Origin of the sequence: Bradyrhizobium centrolobii (genome assembly GCF_001641635.1) — a bacterium.
Classification (GTDB): Bacteria; Pseudomonadota; Alphaproteobacteria; order Rhizobiales; family Xanthobacteraceae; genus Bradyrhizobium; species Bradyrhizobium centrolobii.
This window is the reverse complement of sequence record NZ_LUUB01000050.1, coordinates 1-14,114: the sequence shown is the minus strand read 5'-3', so window position 1 is coordinate 14,114 and position 14,114 is coordinate 1. Positions and strand designations below refer to the sequence as shown.

General features: G+C 65.1%; 9 protein-coding genes and 1 pseudogene. 6 read left to right on the top strand and 4 right to left on the bottom strand.

The features are described 5' to 3' along the window. The 4 genes and pseudogenes from AYJ54_RS52280 to AYJ54_RS13440 form a co-directional block, all read left to right on the top strand. Positions 1-975: pseudogene (locus tag AYJ54_RS52280) on the top strand (L,D-transpeptidase); the annotation flags it as partial. Between the two features lie 139 nt (positions 976-1,114). Next, positions 1,115-1,681, top strand: coding sequence for a glutathione peroxidase (locus AYJ54_RS13450; RefSeq protein ID WP_063699405.1), 567 nt, complete (start codon positions 1,115-1,117; stop codon positions 1,679-1,681). A gap of 168 nt (positions 1,682-1,849) precedes the next feature. Then, the gene (locus tag AYJ54_RS13445; RefSeq protein WP_063699386.1) at positions 1,850-2,854 is read left to right on the top strand and encodes a polysaccharide deacetylase family protein; all 1,005 of its coding nucleotides are present in this window, start codon (positions 1,850-1,852) and stop codon (positions 2,852-2,854) included. Positions 2,855-2,863: 9 nt separating this feature from the next. Further along, positions 2,864-3,418, top strand: a complete 555-nt coding sequence (locus tag AYJ54_RS13440) for a dihydrofolate reductase family protein (protein ID WP_063699385.1) — start codon at positions 2,864-2,866, stop codon at positions 3,416-3,418. Between the two features lie 70 nt (positions 3,419-3,488). Here the strand turns inward: AYJ54_RS13440 and AYJ54_RS13435 are convergent, their stop codons facing one another. Together AYJ54_RS13435 and AYJ54_RS13430 are read right to left on the bottom strand one after the other, a co-directional pair. Next, positions 3,489-3,941: a DoxX family protein gene (locus AYJ54_RS13435; protein ID WP_063699384.1), complete on the bottom strand. Its 453-nt coding sequence runs from the start codon at positions 3,939-3,941 to the stop codon at positions 3,489-3,491. Between the two features lie 318 nt (positions 3,942-4,259). Continuing rightward, positions 4,260-6,569, bottom strand: coding sequence for an NADP-dependent malic enzyme (locus AYJ54_RS13430; RefSeq protein ID WP_063699383.1), 2,310 nt, complete (start codon positions 6,567-6,569; stop codon positions 4,260-4,262). Positions 6,570-6,816: 247 nt separating this feature from the next. Between AYJ54_RS13430 and AYJ54_RS13425 the strand changes: the two genes are divergently transcribed. Then, positions 6,817-8,787: a hypothetical protein gene (locus AYJ54_RS13425; protein WP_063699382.1), complete on the top strand. Its 1,971-nt coding sequence runs from the start codon at positions 6,817-6,819 to the stop codon at positions 8,785-8,787. A gap of 331 nt (positions 8,788-9,118) precedes the next feature. On the opposite strand, the gene aspS is transcribed toward AYJ54_RS13425, so the two are convergent. Continuing rightward, complete coding sequence (aspS, locus tag AYJ54_RS13420) at positions 9,119-10,891, bottom strand: aspartate--tRNA ligase (RefSeq protein ID WP_063699381.1); 1,773 nt, start codon at positions 10,889-10,891, stop codon at positions 9,119-9,121. Between the two features lie 193 nt (positions 10,892-11,084). On the opposite strand from aspS, the gene AYJ54_RS13415 reads away from it, so the two are divergent. Further along, complete coding sequence (locus tag AYJ54_RS13415; RefSeq protein ID WP_063699380.1) at positions 11,085-12,563, top strand: protein adenylyltransferase SelO; 1,479 nt, start codon at positions 11,085-11,087, stop codon at positions 12,561-12,563. Positions 12,564-12,678: 115 nt separating this feature from the next. Here AYJ54_RS13415 and AYJ54_RS13410 read toward each other — a convergent pair whose 3' ends face one another. Beyond that, positions 12,679-14,010 (bottom strand): IS1182-like element ISBrsp8 family transposase, encoded by a 1,332-nt coding sequence (locus tag AYJ54_RS13410; protein WP_076611642.1) that lies wholly within the window; start codon positions 14,008-14,010, stop codon positions 12,679-12,681. Between the last annotated feature and the right edge of the window lie 104 nt (positions 14,011-14,114).

Here is a 14,114-nt window from a genome sequence, read left to right as displayed (position 1 = left end):
GAGCCGCAGACCAATGTCGGCGACAAGGCGGACAAGGGCGCTGCCGACAAGGCTGCCGATACGACCGTCGGAGAATCGAAGCCGGCCGAGACCAAGACCGCCAGCGCGCAGTCCGTGCTCGACCTGCGCTCGACGGTTGGTCACACCGTGATGTCCGACGCGCCGTCGCGCGACGACGTCACGGCAGCCACCGACAAGACCGAGGCCCAGACTGCCGAGGCGCCGGAGCCGGCGAAGCCGCAGTCCGAGGCGCCCGCCACGACGGCGAACGCTGAGGCAAAGCCCGCTGCAGCCACGGCAGCGTCGAAGGCCGCTGCCACGGCCGGCGAAAAACCTGCCGAGAAGGTGGAGGCTGCGAAGACCGAGCCGGCCAAGACCGAAGCGGCCGAGACCGCGAAGAAGCCCGACGCTGCGGCGACAGCCGCATCGCCTGCGCAGGATGCTTCGCCTGACGCTAAGAAGGATCAGAGCCGCGTCGCCGATCCCGCGCCCGCCGCAAAGCCGGAAGCGCCGAAGCGCGCCGGCCAGATCGCCGTGTTCATCAGCCGCAAGGATTCCAAAGTCTACGTGCGGCAGAATTTTTCGCCGCTGTTCGAGATGCCGGTGACGATCGCGGCAAGCGACCGGCCGCTCGGCACGCATGTCTTCACCGCCGAAGTCGACAAGACCGATGCCAATGCGCTGCGTTGGTCGGTGATATCGCTGCCGGTGTCGGTCAGGTCCGCCGAGCGCGAAGATAACGGCCGCATGATGCGCCGTCAGCGCATGGCCGCCGCCGTGATCCCGGTCGCGGCAAAACCCGTGGTAACGCCGGACACCCCCGCCGAGGCGCTCGACCGTATCTCGATTCCGGCCGACACGATGGCGAAGATCAACGAGATGCTGACCACCGGCAGCTCGATCATCGTCTCCGACCAGGGCATCAATCAGGGCGAGACCGGCGAAGGCACCGATTTCATTGTCCGCCTGCGCTAGGCCGCACAATTGCTTCACCTCCCCAGCAAGCGGGAGAGGGAGCGCAGCGCCGCTGTGGCGCGCGTAACGCGATGGTGAGCGTCGGTCCACCCGTCAGTGAACTATGATGAACTCGTGGATCACGTCGGGGGACGCCGCCATGCTGAACCGCAGGACCATGCTCATCGCGGCGCTTGCCACGGCCGGACCGGCGACCCGCGCATTGGCGGATAGCGGCATGAGCCGCATCTCGGCCTATGCCTTCTCTTTCCCCGCGCTCTCCGGCGACGACATCCGCCTTGCCGCCTTCACCGGCCGGCCGCTGATGGTGGTCAACACCGCCTCACAGTGCGGCTACACCCCGCAATATGCTGGACTGCAGGAGCTCTGGAACGAGTTTCGCGAGCGCGGGCTCACCATCATCGGCGTGCCCTCCAACGATTTCGGCGGCCAGGAGCCCGGCGGCGCAAGCGAGATTTCAGAGACCGCGCACCACCAATACGGCGTTACCTTCCCGATCGCGGCCAAGGCCGTCGTGGTCGGTCCGAAGGCGCATCCCTTCTACAAATGGGCGGCCGAAGCTCGGCCGAAGGAGGTTCCACGCTGGAACTTCCATAAATACCTGATCGGCCGCGACGGCTATATCGCAGAGGTGTTTCCGTCCGCGGTCGAGCCGACCGATACGCGGATCAAGACCGCTGTCGCCAGGGCGCTGGCCGATAGTTGACGCGCCCATGCTCAAGACGGCTGGGCACAATTGTGGCGAAGCGCCAAACAGCCGTTGCAATGGCGATGGCCCACCATCTAGGCTACGATCATAAGGGGCAGGATGGGTTTTTGCCGGAGGCGAAAAGCCACGGTGGAACAACGGGATCAATCTCTCGAGGACAACACCATGCGTGTGGCGGCAGGACTGATTTTAGCAAGCGCGATGTCTGTTGCGATGGCGGGGACAGCATGGTCGCAGACCCCGGCGGCAAAGCCCGCAGCAGCGACGCAAGCCGCACCGGCTGCAGCAGCGCCGGCGGCCGCTCCCGCGGCAGCCGCACCTGCGCAGCCCGCCTTCGTCAATCCGCCCGCGCCGAAACAGGCGCAGCAGCCGGCGCGCGCCGCATGCAACAATCCGGATGCGCTCGGCGTCGCGCGCACCGTCGAGATCGACACCACCGGCGGTCCCGGCTTCGGCTTCGAGCACTTCAAGGAGCTCGACTTCCTGCGCGACCACGAGGTGGTCCTGACCTTCGACGACGGCCCCTGGCCGCACAACACGCCCGCGGTGCTGAAGGCGCTTGCCGATCAGTGCACGACCGGCATCTTCTTCCCGATCGGCAAGCACTCGACCTACGAGCCGGAGATCCTGAAGCAGGTCTACGCCGCAGGTCACACCATCGGCGCGCACACCTGGTCGCACGCCAATCTCAACAACAAGAAGCTCACCGAGCAGCAGAGGAAGGACGAGATCGAGAAGGGCTTCAGCGCTGTGAAATGGGCGCTCGGCGGCATCTCGCCCTCCCCGTTCTTCCGCTTCCCTGCGCTCCAGCACCCGCCGGAGATGGTCACCTATCTCGGCAACCGCAACATCGCGATCTTCTCCTGCGATCTCGACTCCTTCGACTTCAAGGCCTCCAAGCCCGAGAAGGTGATCGACACCGTGATGAAGAAGCTGGACAAGCTCGGCAAGGGCATCATCCTGTTGCACGACTTCCAGAAGCACACGGCGGAAGCCCTGCCCGAGCTGTTGAACCGCCTGAAGGCCGGCGGCTTCAAGGTGGTGGCGATGCGCGCGAAGGCGCCGGTCTCGACGCTGCCCGAATACGACCAGGAGCTGCTCAAGGACGTCAAGCTGCCGACGGTGAGCCAGCGCCCGGTCAATTCGGTGGTGACGACCGTCTCCGAATAGCCGTCACCATTGTCTTTCCGTTTCGAAGGCTATGTCATCGTCTCCGCGGACGGCATGCTTGCCGACGCCGATCGTGTCATGCCCGGCAGCCTGAAATTCGAGGGCGACAAGCTGTTCTTCGAGCAGGCGCTCGACCGCGCCGCGCTGATCGTGCACGGCCGGCACTCGCATGAGGGACAGCCGAATTCGCCCAAGCGCAAGCGGCTGATCCTCACCCGCAAGGTCAAGCCCCTGACCGTCGATCCGGAGATGCCGAACGCGACGCTGTGGAATCCGGAGCACGCGAGCTTCGCGGAAGCCTGCGCCTTCGCCGACGTCGCCTCCGGCACCGTCGCGATCATCGGCGGTCCCGTCGTGTTCGACCTGTTCATGGACCGCTACGACACGTTCTGGCTGTCGGAAGCGCCGCGCGTGCGGCTGGCCGGCGGCGAAGGCTGTTTCGTCGGCGTGCCCGAGCGGACGCCACACGAGGTGCTGGCCGCGCATGGGATGAAGCCCGGCGCACCGTTCGTGCTCGATGCCGCGCATGGGGTCACCGTAACGCCCTGGCGTAGGGTGGGTTAGCGTCAGCGTAACCCAGCTCTTCCCTCGCGGCGACAAAGCCGGTGGGTTACGCTTCGCTAACGGAGCTGCCCTAGACGTCGCCGTAGGCCGCCTCGACCGGGCGCGTGGCGCGGCCGTAACCGATGATCATGAACAGTGCGCCGATGATCGACAGGTTCTTCAGCGCGTCGACCAGCATCTTGGCGTTGTCGGGCGGCGTCTGGTTCCAGAAATCGTAGAACAGCAAGGTCGCCACCGCGACGTAGATGATCAGCAGCATCGCGAAGAAGCGCGCGCCGAAGTTCAGCGCAATCATCAGTCCGGCGATGATCTCGAGCGCACCGACCGCGATCGCCAGCAGCTGCGGCGTGGTCATCGCGGTCGCCGTCTCGACCTGTTTTGCGTAGGGCGCGATCACATCAGGCACCACGACCTTGGTGGCGATGAAATCGGCGGTCGCCTGGATGGCGAACAGTTTTGTCGCGCCCGTGTAGATGAACAGCACGGCGAACAGGATCCGCCCGAAAGTCACGAACGCTGGCATGGTCGGCCTCTTGGCGAGCTCTAGAGCAGGGAACGCTTGAGGAGATTATGAAGAGTCCGCCTGAGCTTTTCAAACGGGGAAATCGCCAACTGTTTTGAAAAGATTGAGCTGCCGAGCACCTCGCCTGTGCTCCCTCTCCCCGTTTCTTACGGGGCCAAGACGAGCTTCGCTCGCTCTGAGAGGGTTGGGGTGAGGGGCCGCCTCCGCGATCACGGTGACAGTCGGAATCGCGGAAACTCCCCCTCACCCGAATTCGAGCGGAGCTCGAATTCGACCTCTTCCCGCAAGCGGGGCGAGGCGAAGAACCGACATTGCGCCCTACGTAAACAAGCTCGGCTGCTGCCGCGCCGCCCGCTCCTGCGCCTCCACCACGGCGACCGCGGTCATGTTGAGGATGCCGCGCGCGGTAACCGAGGGGGTCAGGATGTGGGCCGGGCGCGCCGGGCCGACCAGGATCGGTCCGACGGGGAGCGCGTCGGCGAGCGACTTGATCATCTGGTAGGCGACGTTGGCGGTGTCGAGGCTCGGCATGATCATGATGTTGGCTTCGCCCTCGAGCTTGGAGTGCGGCAGCACCATCCGGCGCGCCGCGGCGGAGAGCGCGGTGTCGCCCTGCATCTCGCCGTCGGCTTCGATCTCCGGATGCTTATCCTTCAGCAGCTGGGTCGCGCGGCGCATCTTGCGCGAGGACTCGGTGTCGTAGCTGCCGAAATCGGAATGCGACACGAAGGCGATCTTCGGCTTGATGTTGAAGCGCTGGACGTGGACCGCCGCGAGCGAAGCGATCTCGGCAAGCTCCTCCGCGCTCGGATTGGGCCTTACCTGGGTGTCGGCGATGAAGAAGGCGCCCTTGCTGGTGATCAGCAGCGCCAGCGCCGCATAGTCGCTGATCCCGGGCGCGAACCCGATGATCTCACGGACATGGCGCAAATGGTGCATGTAGCGGCCCTCGACGCCGCAGAGCATGGCGTCCGCCTCCCCGCGCGTCACCGCGAGAGCCGCGATCACCGTGTTGTTGGTGCGGACCACCGTGCGCGCGGCATCCGGCGTCACGCCGCGGCGGCCGGCGACCTCGACATAGGACTGCACGTAAGAGCGGTAGCGCGGATCGTCCTCGGGGTTGACGAGATCGAAATCCTTGCCCGCCTTGATCGACAGGCCGAAGCGCTTGATCCGCGCCTCCACCACCGAGGGACGGCCGACCAGGATCGGCCGCGCCAGCTTCTCCTCCAGCACGACTTGCGTGGCGCGCAGCACGCGCTCGTCCTCGCCTTCGGCGTAGATCACGCGGACCGGCTGGGTCTTGGCCTTCGCGAACATCGGCTTCATGACGAGACCGGAGCGGAAAGCGAAGCGCTCGAGCAGTGCGGTGTATTCGTCGAAATTGGTGATCGGCCGCGTCGCGACGCCGGACTCCATTGCCGCCTTCGCCACGGCCGGCGCGATGCGCAGGATCAGCCGCGGATCGAACGGGCTCGGGATCAGCGAGCCCGGGCCGAACCCTTGCGTCTCGCCGGTATCAAAGCCCCGCGCCACCGCATCCGACGGCGCCTCGCGCGCGAGCTGCGCGATGGCCTCGACCGCGGCGTGCTTCATCTCCTCGTTGATCGCTGTGGCGCCGACGTCGAGCGCGCCGCGGAAGATGAAGGGAAAGCACAGGACGTTGTTGACCTGGTTCGGATAGTCGGATCGCCCGGTGCAGATCATGGCGTCGGGACGGGCCTTGCGCGCATCCTCCGGCATGATCTCCGGCACGGGATTGGCGAGCGCCATGATCAACGGCTGGTCGGCCATCGCCTTGGCCATCTCCGGCTTGAGCACGTTCGGTGCCGAGAGACCAATGAAGATGTCGGCGCCGGCGATCACGTCGGCGAGCGTGCGCTTGTCGGTCTTCTGCGCATAGACCGCCTTCCAGCGGTCCATCGAGGTGTTGCGGCCCTCATGCACGAGCCCATCGATGTCGCAGACCCAGATGTTCTTGCGCTGCGCGCCCATCGACACCAGCAGATTGAGCGTCGCGATCGCCGCCGCCCCTGCCCCCGATGCCACGATCTTGACGTCGGACAGCTTCTTGCCGTTCAGCCGCAGGCCGTTGGTGATGGCGGCCGCGACGATGATCGCGGTGCCGTGCTGGTCGTCATGGAAGACCGGGATCTTCATGCGTTCCTTCAGCCGCGCCTCGATCTCGAAGCACTCCGGTCCGCGGATGTCCTCCAGATTGATGCCGCCGAAGGTCGGCTCGAGCGCCGCAACGGTCTCGACCACGCGGTCGATGGTGTCGGCGGCGATCTCGATGTCGAAGACATCGATGCCGGCAAACTTCTTGAACAGGACCGCCTTGCCCTCCATCACCGGCTTCGAGGCCAACGGGCCGATATTGCCGAGGCCCAGCACCGCGGTGCCGTTCGAGACCACGGCGACCAGGTTGGCGCGGGTCGTCAGCGAGGCCGCTTCCGCCGGGTTCTTGGCGATCTCGGTACAGGCGGCGGCAACGCCCGGAGAATAGGCAAGCGCGAGATCGCGCTGGTTGGCGAGCGGCTTGCTCGCCTGGATCTCGAGCTTTCCCGGGCGCGGCAGACGGTGATAGGCCAGTGCCGCCGAATGGAGATCTTCAGAATAGGACGACATGCGGTGTCTCGCCTCGCGTTACCGGCCTCAAACTACATTGTTCTGACCGGCCCGCCGCGGGGGACGGTATTCCGGGTCATGGAAACGGGATGAAGCACGGCGAACGCCTCGGTGGCAACATCCGATTGCAACCCCATCAACAGGGCGCGCAGTCAAATATTTGAAAACCATAGCTTTCCCTGGACCGGCGTGCGCTTTGCGAATATGGCAGGTTGCGCGGTGCAAAATGAGCAACTGGAGCTGAGGAATGAAGCGAATCCTGATCGGCCTGATCGCGGCAGCAATTCTTGCAGCAGGCGGATGGTTCGGCTTCAACCTCTACGCAAAACATCGCGCCACCGCCGAGATCGAGGCTGCCTTCGACCGGATCCGGGCCGGCGGCGGCAAGGCGAGCCACGGCAAGGTGGCATTTGACGTGGCGAGCCGGACGCTGACGATCGAGGACATCGCGGTCGCTCCCGGCGACCAGCCACAGGCGCAGATCAAGATCGCCGGCATTAAGGGCACGGGCGTTCGCCTGATCGACGAGACGCGCTTTTCGGCAGACAGTATTGACATCACGGGTTTCGAAGTCGCGCTGGACCAGGTCGGCCCGGCGAAGCTGAAAGCCTCATACAAGGTGCCGCAGCTGACGATGCGCGACTACGCTGGTCCCGTACACGCCGAGAACGCGCCGGCGGGTGGCTCCCTGATCGACATGTACCGCTTTGTGCTCGATCAGTACGCACGTGTCACGGCATCGTCACTCACGGCCTCGACGCTGACGATAACCTTCGATGCTGGCGGCAGCGCCGCCGGCAGCGGCGAGATCTCCTACTCCGGGCTGGCGGTCCAGAATTTAAAGCATGGCAAGGTCGATGCAATAAAGGCGGACCGCGCCGTCTTCACGATCGACGTGCCGCAGCCGCGCAGGCCCGACAAGCTGACCGGCGATCTTTCCAACATGATCGTCAATGATTTCGATGCGACCGCTATCGCTGCAGCGCTCGATCCGCAGGGGACCAACGACGATAGCTATCACCGCGTCTACCGGCAAATCTCGGCCGGCCCCTATGTGCTCAAGTCGGCCCAGGGCATGCGATTGGACATCGATGCGATCACCTTCGACGACATCGCGGTCCAGCCATCAAAATTCCGGCCGGCCGAGATTCTGGCACTCATGCCGGCGGATCGGTCTGTTCCTCCAACACCGGCGCAATCGCGCGAGATGATGGAGAAGCTCGCCGGTTTCTATGAAGGCCTTCGCCTCGGCAAGATCGAGCTCGGAAAGACGGCGATGGGAACGCCGCAGGGAACAGCCAGGATCAAAACTATCAGGTACCAACAAGGCGAACTCGCGGTCGAAGGAGTCGACGCGCCGTCCCCGCAGGGGCAGTTCAAGATGGAACGCTTCGCCCTCAAGTCCTTCAGTGCGGCGAATCTGATGCGTTGGGCGGCAGGCCTCACCAACCCCGGACGAGCGCCCTCGCCGGATCAGATGCTTGGCCTGTTCCGGGTGCTCGAAGGCGCCGAGATCAAGGGTGTGGTCTCGCCCTACAAGAACACACGGCAACTCGTCACCATCGATACGATCCGCCTGAACTGGGGCCAGTTGGTCGGACCGATCCCGAGCAAGGCCAATCTGGTCGTGAAGATGGTTGTCCCCACCGATCCGGGCACCCCGACACAAATGCCGCTGACCATGGCCGGCATCGACAAGCTCGCGATCGATCTCGATCTCGGCGCCGCCTGGATGGAATCCTCAAGCAGTTTCGCGCTCGCGCCGGCCACCATCGATCTCGGCAACCTCGCCAAGGCACAGGCCCGCGTCGCGCTCGCCAATGTGCCGCGCGACGTGTTCACATCCGATCCAGCGAAGGCCATGAGTGAGGCAGGACAGATCGATACCGGCACAATCGAGTTCAGCCTGCGCGACAATGGCGCCGTCGATCTCGTCGTCGGGCAGTTCGCGCGCATGCAGAATGTCGGCCGCGACGCCGCGCGCAAGGCGATCATCGACAGTATCAAGGCACAGCGCGAACGAGTCGTTGCCGCCAGTCCGGATGCAGGCGCGGCGGTGGATGCGATCGCGAGCTTCGTCGAGACGCCCGGCCAGACGCTCGCCCTCAAGCTGACGCCGCTCGGCAAGGTGCCGATGGTTCAGCTCATGGGTCTTCTGAACACCGCGCCGATCGTCGCGCTGGCGCAATTCCGGATCGAGGCCTCGACGGGGCTTTAGGCCACGACGGCGGCGCGCTCCCTCGCCCCGTTCTTACGGGGCCGAGACGAGCTTCGCTCGCTCTGCGAGGGTTGGGGTGAGAGGCCGCCTCCGCGAAGACGATGTCAGAGAGAGACTCGCTGCCCTCCTCATCGTCATTGCGAGCGCACCGAAGCAATCCAGAATCTTTCCGCGGCGGGACTCTGGATTGCTTCGCTGCGCTCGCAATGACGATGAGGATAAAGACACGCTTCAAGTCTACCGGGGGAGCGCGCGGAAACTCCCCCTCACCCGCATCGCATCGTCGATGCGATGCGGCCTCTCCCCGCACGCGGGGAGAGGCGAAGCAAGATCACTTCTGCGGCAGGTTGACCCGGATGTGCAGCTCGCGGAGCTGCTTGGTCGTGGCTTCCGAGGGCGCGCCCATCAGTAGGTCCATCGCCTGCTGGTTCATCGGGAACAGCGAGATCTCGCGCAGGTTCGTGGTGCCGCAGAGCAGCATGACGATGCGGTCGACACCCGCGGCCATGCCGCCATGCGGCGGCGCGCCGTACTGGAAGGCGCGGTACATGCCGCCGAAGCGGTCGACCACTTCCTGCTCGCCATAGCCGGCGATCTCGAACGCCTTCACCATCGCTTCCGGCACGTGGTTGCGGATACCGCCCGAGGCGATCTCATAGCCGTTGCAGGTGATGTCGTACTGGAACGCCTTGATGGTCAGCGGATCCTGGCCCTTCAGCGCGTCGAGGCCGCCCTGCGGCATCGAGAACGGGTTGTGCGAGAAGTCGACCTTCTTGTCGTCCTCGTTGTACTCGTACATCGGGAAGTCGACGATCCAGGCGAGCTCGAACCGCTCCTTGTCGGTGAGGTTCAATTCCTCGCCAACCTTGTTGCGGGCAAGGCCCGAGAACTTCCAGAACTTGTCGGGATCGCCGGCGACGAAGAAGGCGGCATCGCCCTCCTTCACGCCGAGCTGCGCGCGGATCGCGGCGGTGCGCTCTGGTCCAATGTTGTTCGCCAAAGGACCGGCGCCCTCGCCGCCCTCGCGCCACATGATGTAGCCGAGGCCGGGCTGGCCCTCGCCCTGCGCCCAGGAGTTCATGCGGTCACAGAAGGCGCGTGAGCCGCCGCCCGGCGCCGGAATCGCCCAGACCTGGTTCTTGGGATCCTCGAGCATGCGCGCGAACACCTTGAAGCCGGAGCCGCGGAAGTGCTCGGAGACGTCCTGCATCTCGATGGGGTTGCGCAGATCCGGCTTGTCGCTGCCGTATTTGCGCAAGGCTTCGGCGAACGGAATCCGGCGCCAGCCTTTCGTCACCGGCTTACCCTTCGCAAACTCCTCGAACACGCCGGTGATCACCGGCTCCATCGCAGCAAAAACATCCTCTTGCGTGACGAAGCTCATCTCGACGTCGAGCTGGTAGAACTCTCCCGGCAGACGGTCGGCGCGCGGGTCCTCGTCGCGGAAACAGGGCGCGATCTGGAAGTAGCGGTCGAAGCCCGACATCATCAGCAGCTGCTTGTACTGCTGCGGCGCCTGCGGCAGCGCGTAGAACTTGCCGGGGTGGATGCGCGACGGCACCAGGAAGTCGCGCGCGCCTTCCGGCGAGGACGCGGTCAGGATCGGGGTGTTGAACTCGAAGAAGCCCTGATCCTTCATGCGCCTGCGCATGGAATCGATGATCGCGACGCGCGTCATGATGTTCTGGTGCAGCTTCTCGCGACGCAGGTCGAGGAAACGGTACTTGAGCCGGATGTCCTCAGGATATTCCTGGTCGCCGAACACCGGCAGCGGAAGGTCGCCGGCCGGGCCCAGCACCTCAATCTCGCTGACATAGACCTCGACCTTGCCGGTCGCGAGGTCCTCATTGTCGGTACCTTCGGGGCGGTGGCGGACCTTGCCGTCCATCCGCACTACGAATTCCGAGCGCAGTTTTTCAGCGAGCGAGAACGCCGGCGAGTCCGGGTCGACCACGCACTGGGTCAGGCCGTAATGGTCGCGCAGATCGATGAACAGCACGCCGCCATGGTCGCGAACGCGATGGACCCAGCCCGATAGGCGGATCGTCTCGCCGATGTTGCTCTCGCGGAGCGCGCCGCATGTATGTGACCGGTAGCGATGCATGGTCGTCCCAAAATCAATGTCGGAGGATCGAATCGGACGGCCAAAGGCCGGTCCGAAGTTGCGGCAGGGTTTACCCGACGAGGCCGGGAGCGGCAACCAAGGGAACGGCCTGTTTTGGGCCCGGAACGCCCATTTTTGATCCTTGAGAGCCCAAGCCTTTGCCGATCGGCGTTCCCCGCCTATCTTTAGGGCCATGACGGTGCATTTCCCCTTCCAGAATTCCTATTCGGCGCTGCCGGACACCTTCTTTGCCCGCGTCGCGCCGACCCCGGTCGCTGCGCCCCGGCTGATCAAGCTGAACCGGCCACTGGCGGTCCAACTCGGGCTCGATCCCGACCTCCTGGAGACCCCCGAGGGCGCGGAAATCCTGGCCGGCAAAACGGTTCCGGCCGGCGCCGACCCCATTGCCATGGCCTATGCCGGCCACCAGTTCGGGCAGTTCGTGCCCCAGCTCGGCGACGGCCGCGCGATCCTGCTCGGGGAGGTCATCGACAGGGACGGCGTCCGCCGCGACATCCAGCTCAAGGGCTCAGGCCCCACCCCGTTCTCCCGCCGCGGCGACGGCCGCGCAGCGCTCGGCCCCGTGCTGCGCGAGTACATCGTGAGCGAAGCGATGTTCGCGCTGGGCATCGCGACCACGCGCTCGCTCGCCGCCGTCGTCACCGGCGAGCATGTGCTCCGCGAGACCGCGCTGCCCGGCGCGGTGCTGACACGCGTGGCCTCCAGCCACATCCGCGTCGGCACCTTCCAGTATTTTGCCGTCCGCCGCGACACCGACGCCATCCGCCGGCTCGCCGACCACGTCATCGCCCGCCACTATCCGGAGCTGTTAGGTGCCGAGCGGCCCTATCACGCGCTGCTTGCCGGCGTCGTCGCGCGTCAGTCCGACCTCATCGCGCGCTGGCTCCTGGTCGGCTTCATCCACGGCGTGATGAACACCGACAACACCTCGATCTCGGGCGAGACCATCGATTACGGCCCCTGCGCGTTCATGGATTCTTACGATCCCGCGCAGGTGTTTTCCTCGATCGACGAGATGGGCCGCTACGCCTATGCCAACCAGCCACGCATCGCGCTGTGGAATCTGACCCGGCTGGCCGAATGCCTGTTGCCGCTGTTCTCCGACGATCAGGAGAAGGCGATCGAACAGGCGCAGGAAATCCTGGGCGCCTTCCCCGACACCTTCAGCAAGGCCTATCAGGTAGGCCTGCGCAAGAAGGTCGGCCTGTTCACGGAGCGCGATGGCGACGACGCGCTGATCCAGGACCTGCTCGATGCCATGGCGAAGAACCAGGCCGATTTCACCCTCACCTTCCGCAGGCTCGGCGACGCCGCAGGCAACGAGGCCGGCATTGCAGACGTCCGCGCGCAGTTCATGGACCCCTCGGCTTTCGACGACTGGGCCAAGCGCTGGCGCGAGCGCATCGCCCTGGAGCCGCAGACTGCCGCCGAGCGGCAGGCCGCCATGCATGCCGTCAACCCCGCCTTCATCCCGCGCAACCACCGCGTCGAGGCCGTGATTCAGGCCGCGATGAACAATGACGATTACGCGCCCTTCGAGGAATTGGTGAGGGTGCTAGCCAAGCCGTACGACGATCAGCCGGAGTACTCCGCCTACGCCGATCCGCCGCTGCCGGATCAACGCGTGCTGCGGACGTTCTGCGGGACGTGAAGCAGATCCATCTTCGTAGAGCCTGTGAAGCTATTGGATCTGCGGAGATTGGCCGGCAGGGAAATGGCGAGTTGAGTTGATCCGAGGGCTGTGACGAGGCGGACTGTGGGTGCCACTATGGTTTGGCGAGATGGTGGCCCTGCAGGATGTTGTTGGTGAGCGCGTACCAGAGGACGACGGCGCGGACCTTTTCGATACCGCGGACGGTCAATTGCCGCAGGTCCCAGTTGCGCCAGCGGGCATGTATGCATTCGCAGATCGTACGGGCTCGGTACTGAGCTTTGCCGTCTTCGCTGGCCATGCGAGCACGCCAGGCCAACACGCCCGGACCGTCGCCATGCCGGGGCAAATAAGGATCGACACCGCTCCTGGACTGCGTTGGTGGACAGTAGATGTCGATGCCTTCGCTATGCGCCCACTCGATATCCTCGGCGCTGCAGAAACCGCCATCGACGAGGTGGCGGCGGGGAAAGCGGCCCAGCAGTGATCGCGTTCGTTCCAGCATCGGCCGCATCAGGCCGCGATCCGATCCATTGTTGTCGACGTCGACCGTGACCACGATCAGCTCGCCCGCCGCGCTGGCCACCTGCACGTTGTAGGCTGGACGAAAGCCGGCATCCGCCATCTTCATCACCCGCGCCTGCGGGTCGGTGGTGGAGGCCCGCGCCTCCTTCGGCTTTTTGCCATTGCCGCCCTTCTCGTCGAGCTGCTTTCGCTTGCGCTTGATCTCGGCCAGCGCCGCTTGCGCCGCCTGCACCCGCTCGCTGCGTTCGCGCGCCGCGCGCTCCCTCGCGGCCCGAATGCGCCGATTGCTGGCTTCCGGATCCGCATCGACCTCGCGCTTGAGCTCCTCCACCACAGCCTGGGCCTGCGCCATCTGCCGATCCAGCGTCGCCTCCCGCCGGAACGATCCGGTCCCCGCATTGGCCCGTATCCGCACCCCGTCCTGGGTCAACTTCTCCAGATCGACCAGCCCCGCCTTGCTCAGCGCCGCCAGATGCTCGCTCAGCAGGCGGTCGAGCAGGTCGGCACAGCCGACCCGGAAGTCCGACAGCGTGTGATAGTTCATCGACACTCCGCCACATAGCCAGCGATAGACGTCATGGCTCTCGCAGAGGCGGTCCAGCGCACGCGCGCTGCCCACGCCATCGCTCGTGGCGTAAAGCCAAAGCGCCAGCAGCAGTCGTGGCGATGGCGGCGGATGACCGGGCGTATTCTCCCGCGCCTTGACCCGATCCTCAAGCTCGCTCAGGTCCAGCCCCTCAACATAGGCCCAGATCACGCGCGCCGGATGCTCTTGCCCGATCAGGCTCTCGATATCCACGGCACGCAGTTCGATCTGGTCACGCATCGGCTCGCGCAGCCGCGGCGCTCCAACCGGCTCTGCACCTGCTCGCGGCTTCGCCTGTTCCGGCAGCTCTCCAAATAGCTCTTCGTCAGCCATCATCCCCTCCGCCGAATCAAGGCACACAGAGAATCACGACGGCCTTGATCTCCGCTACATCCGCCCAGCCGAAATGAAAGATTCACAGCCTCGTAGGGTGGGTTAGC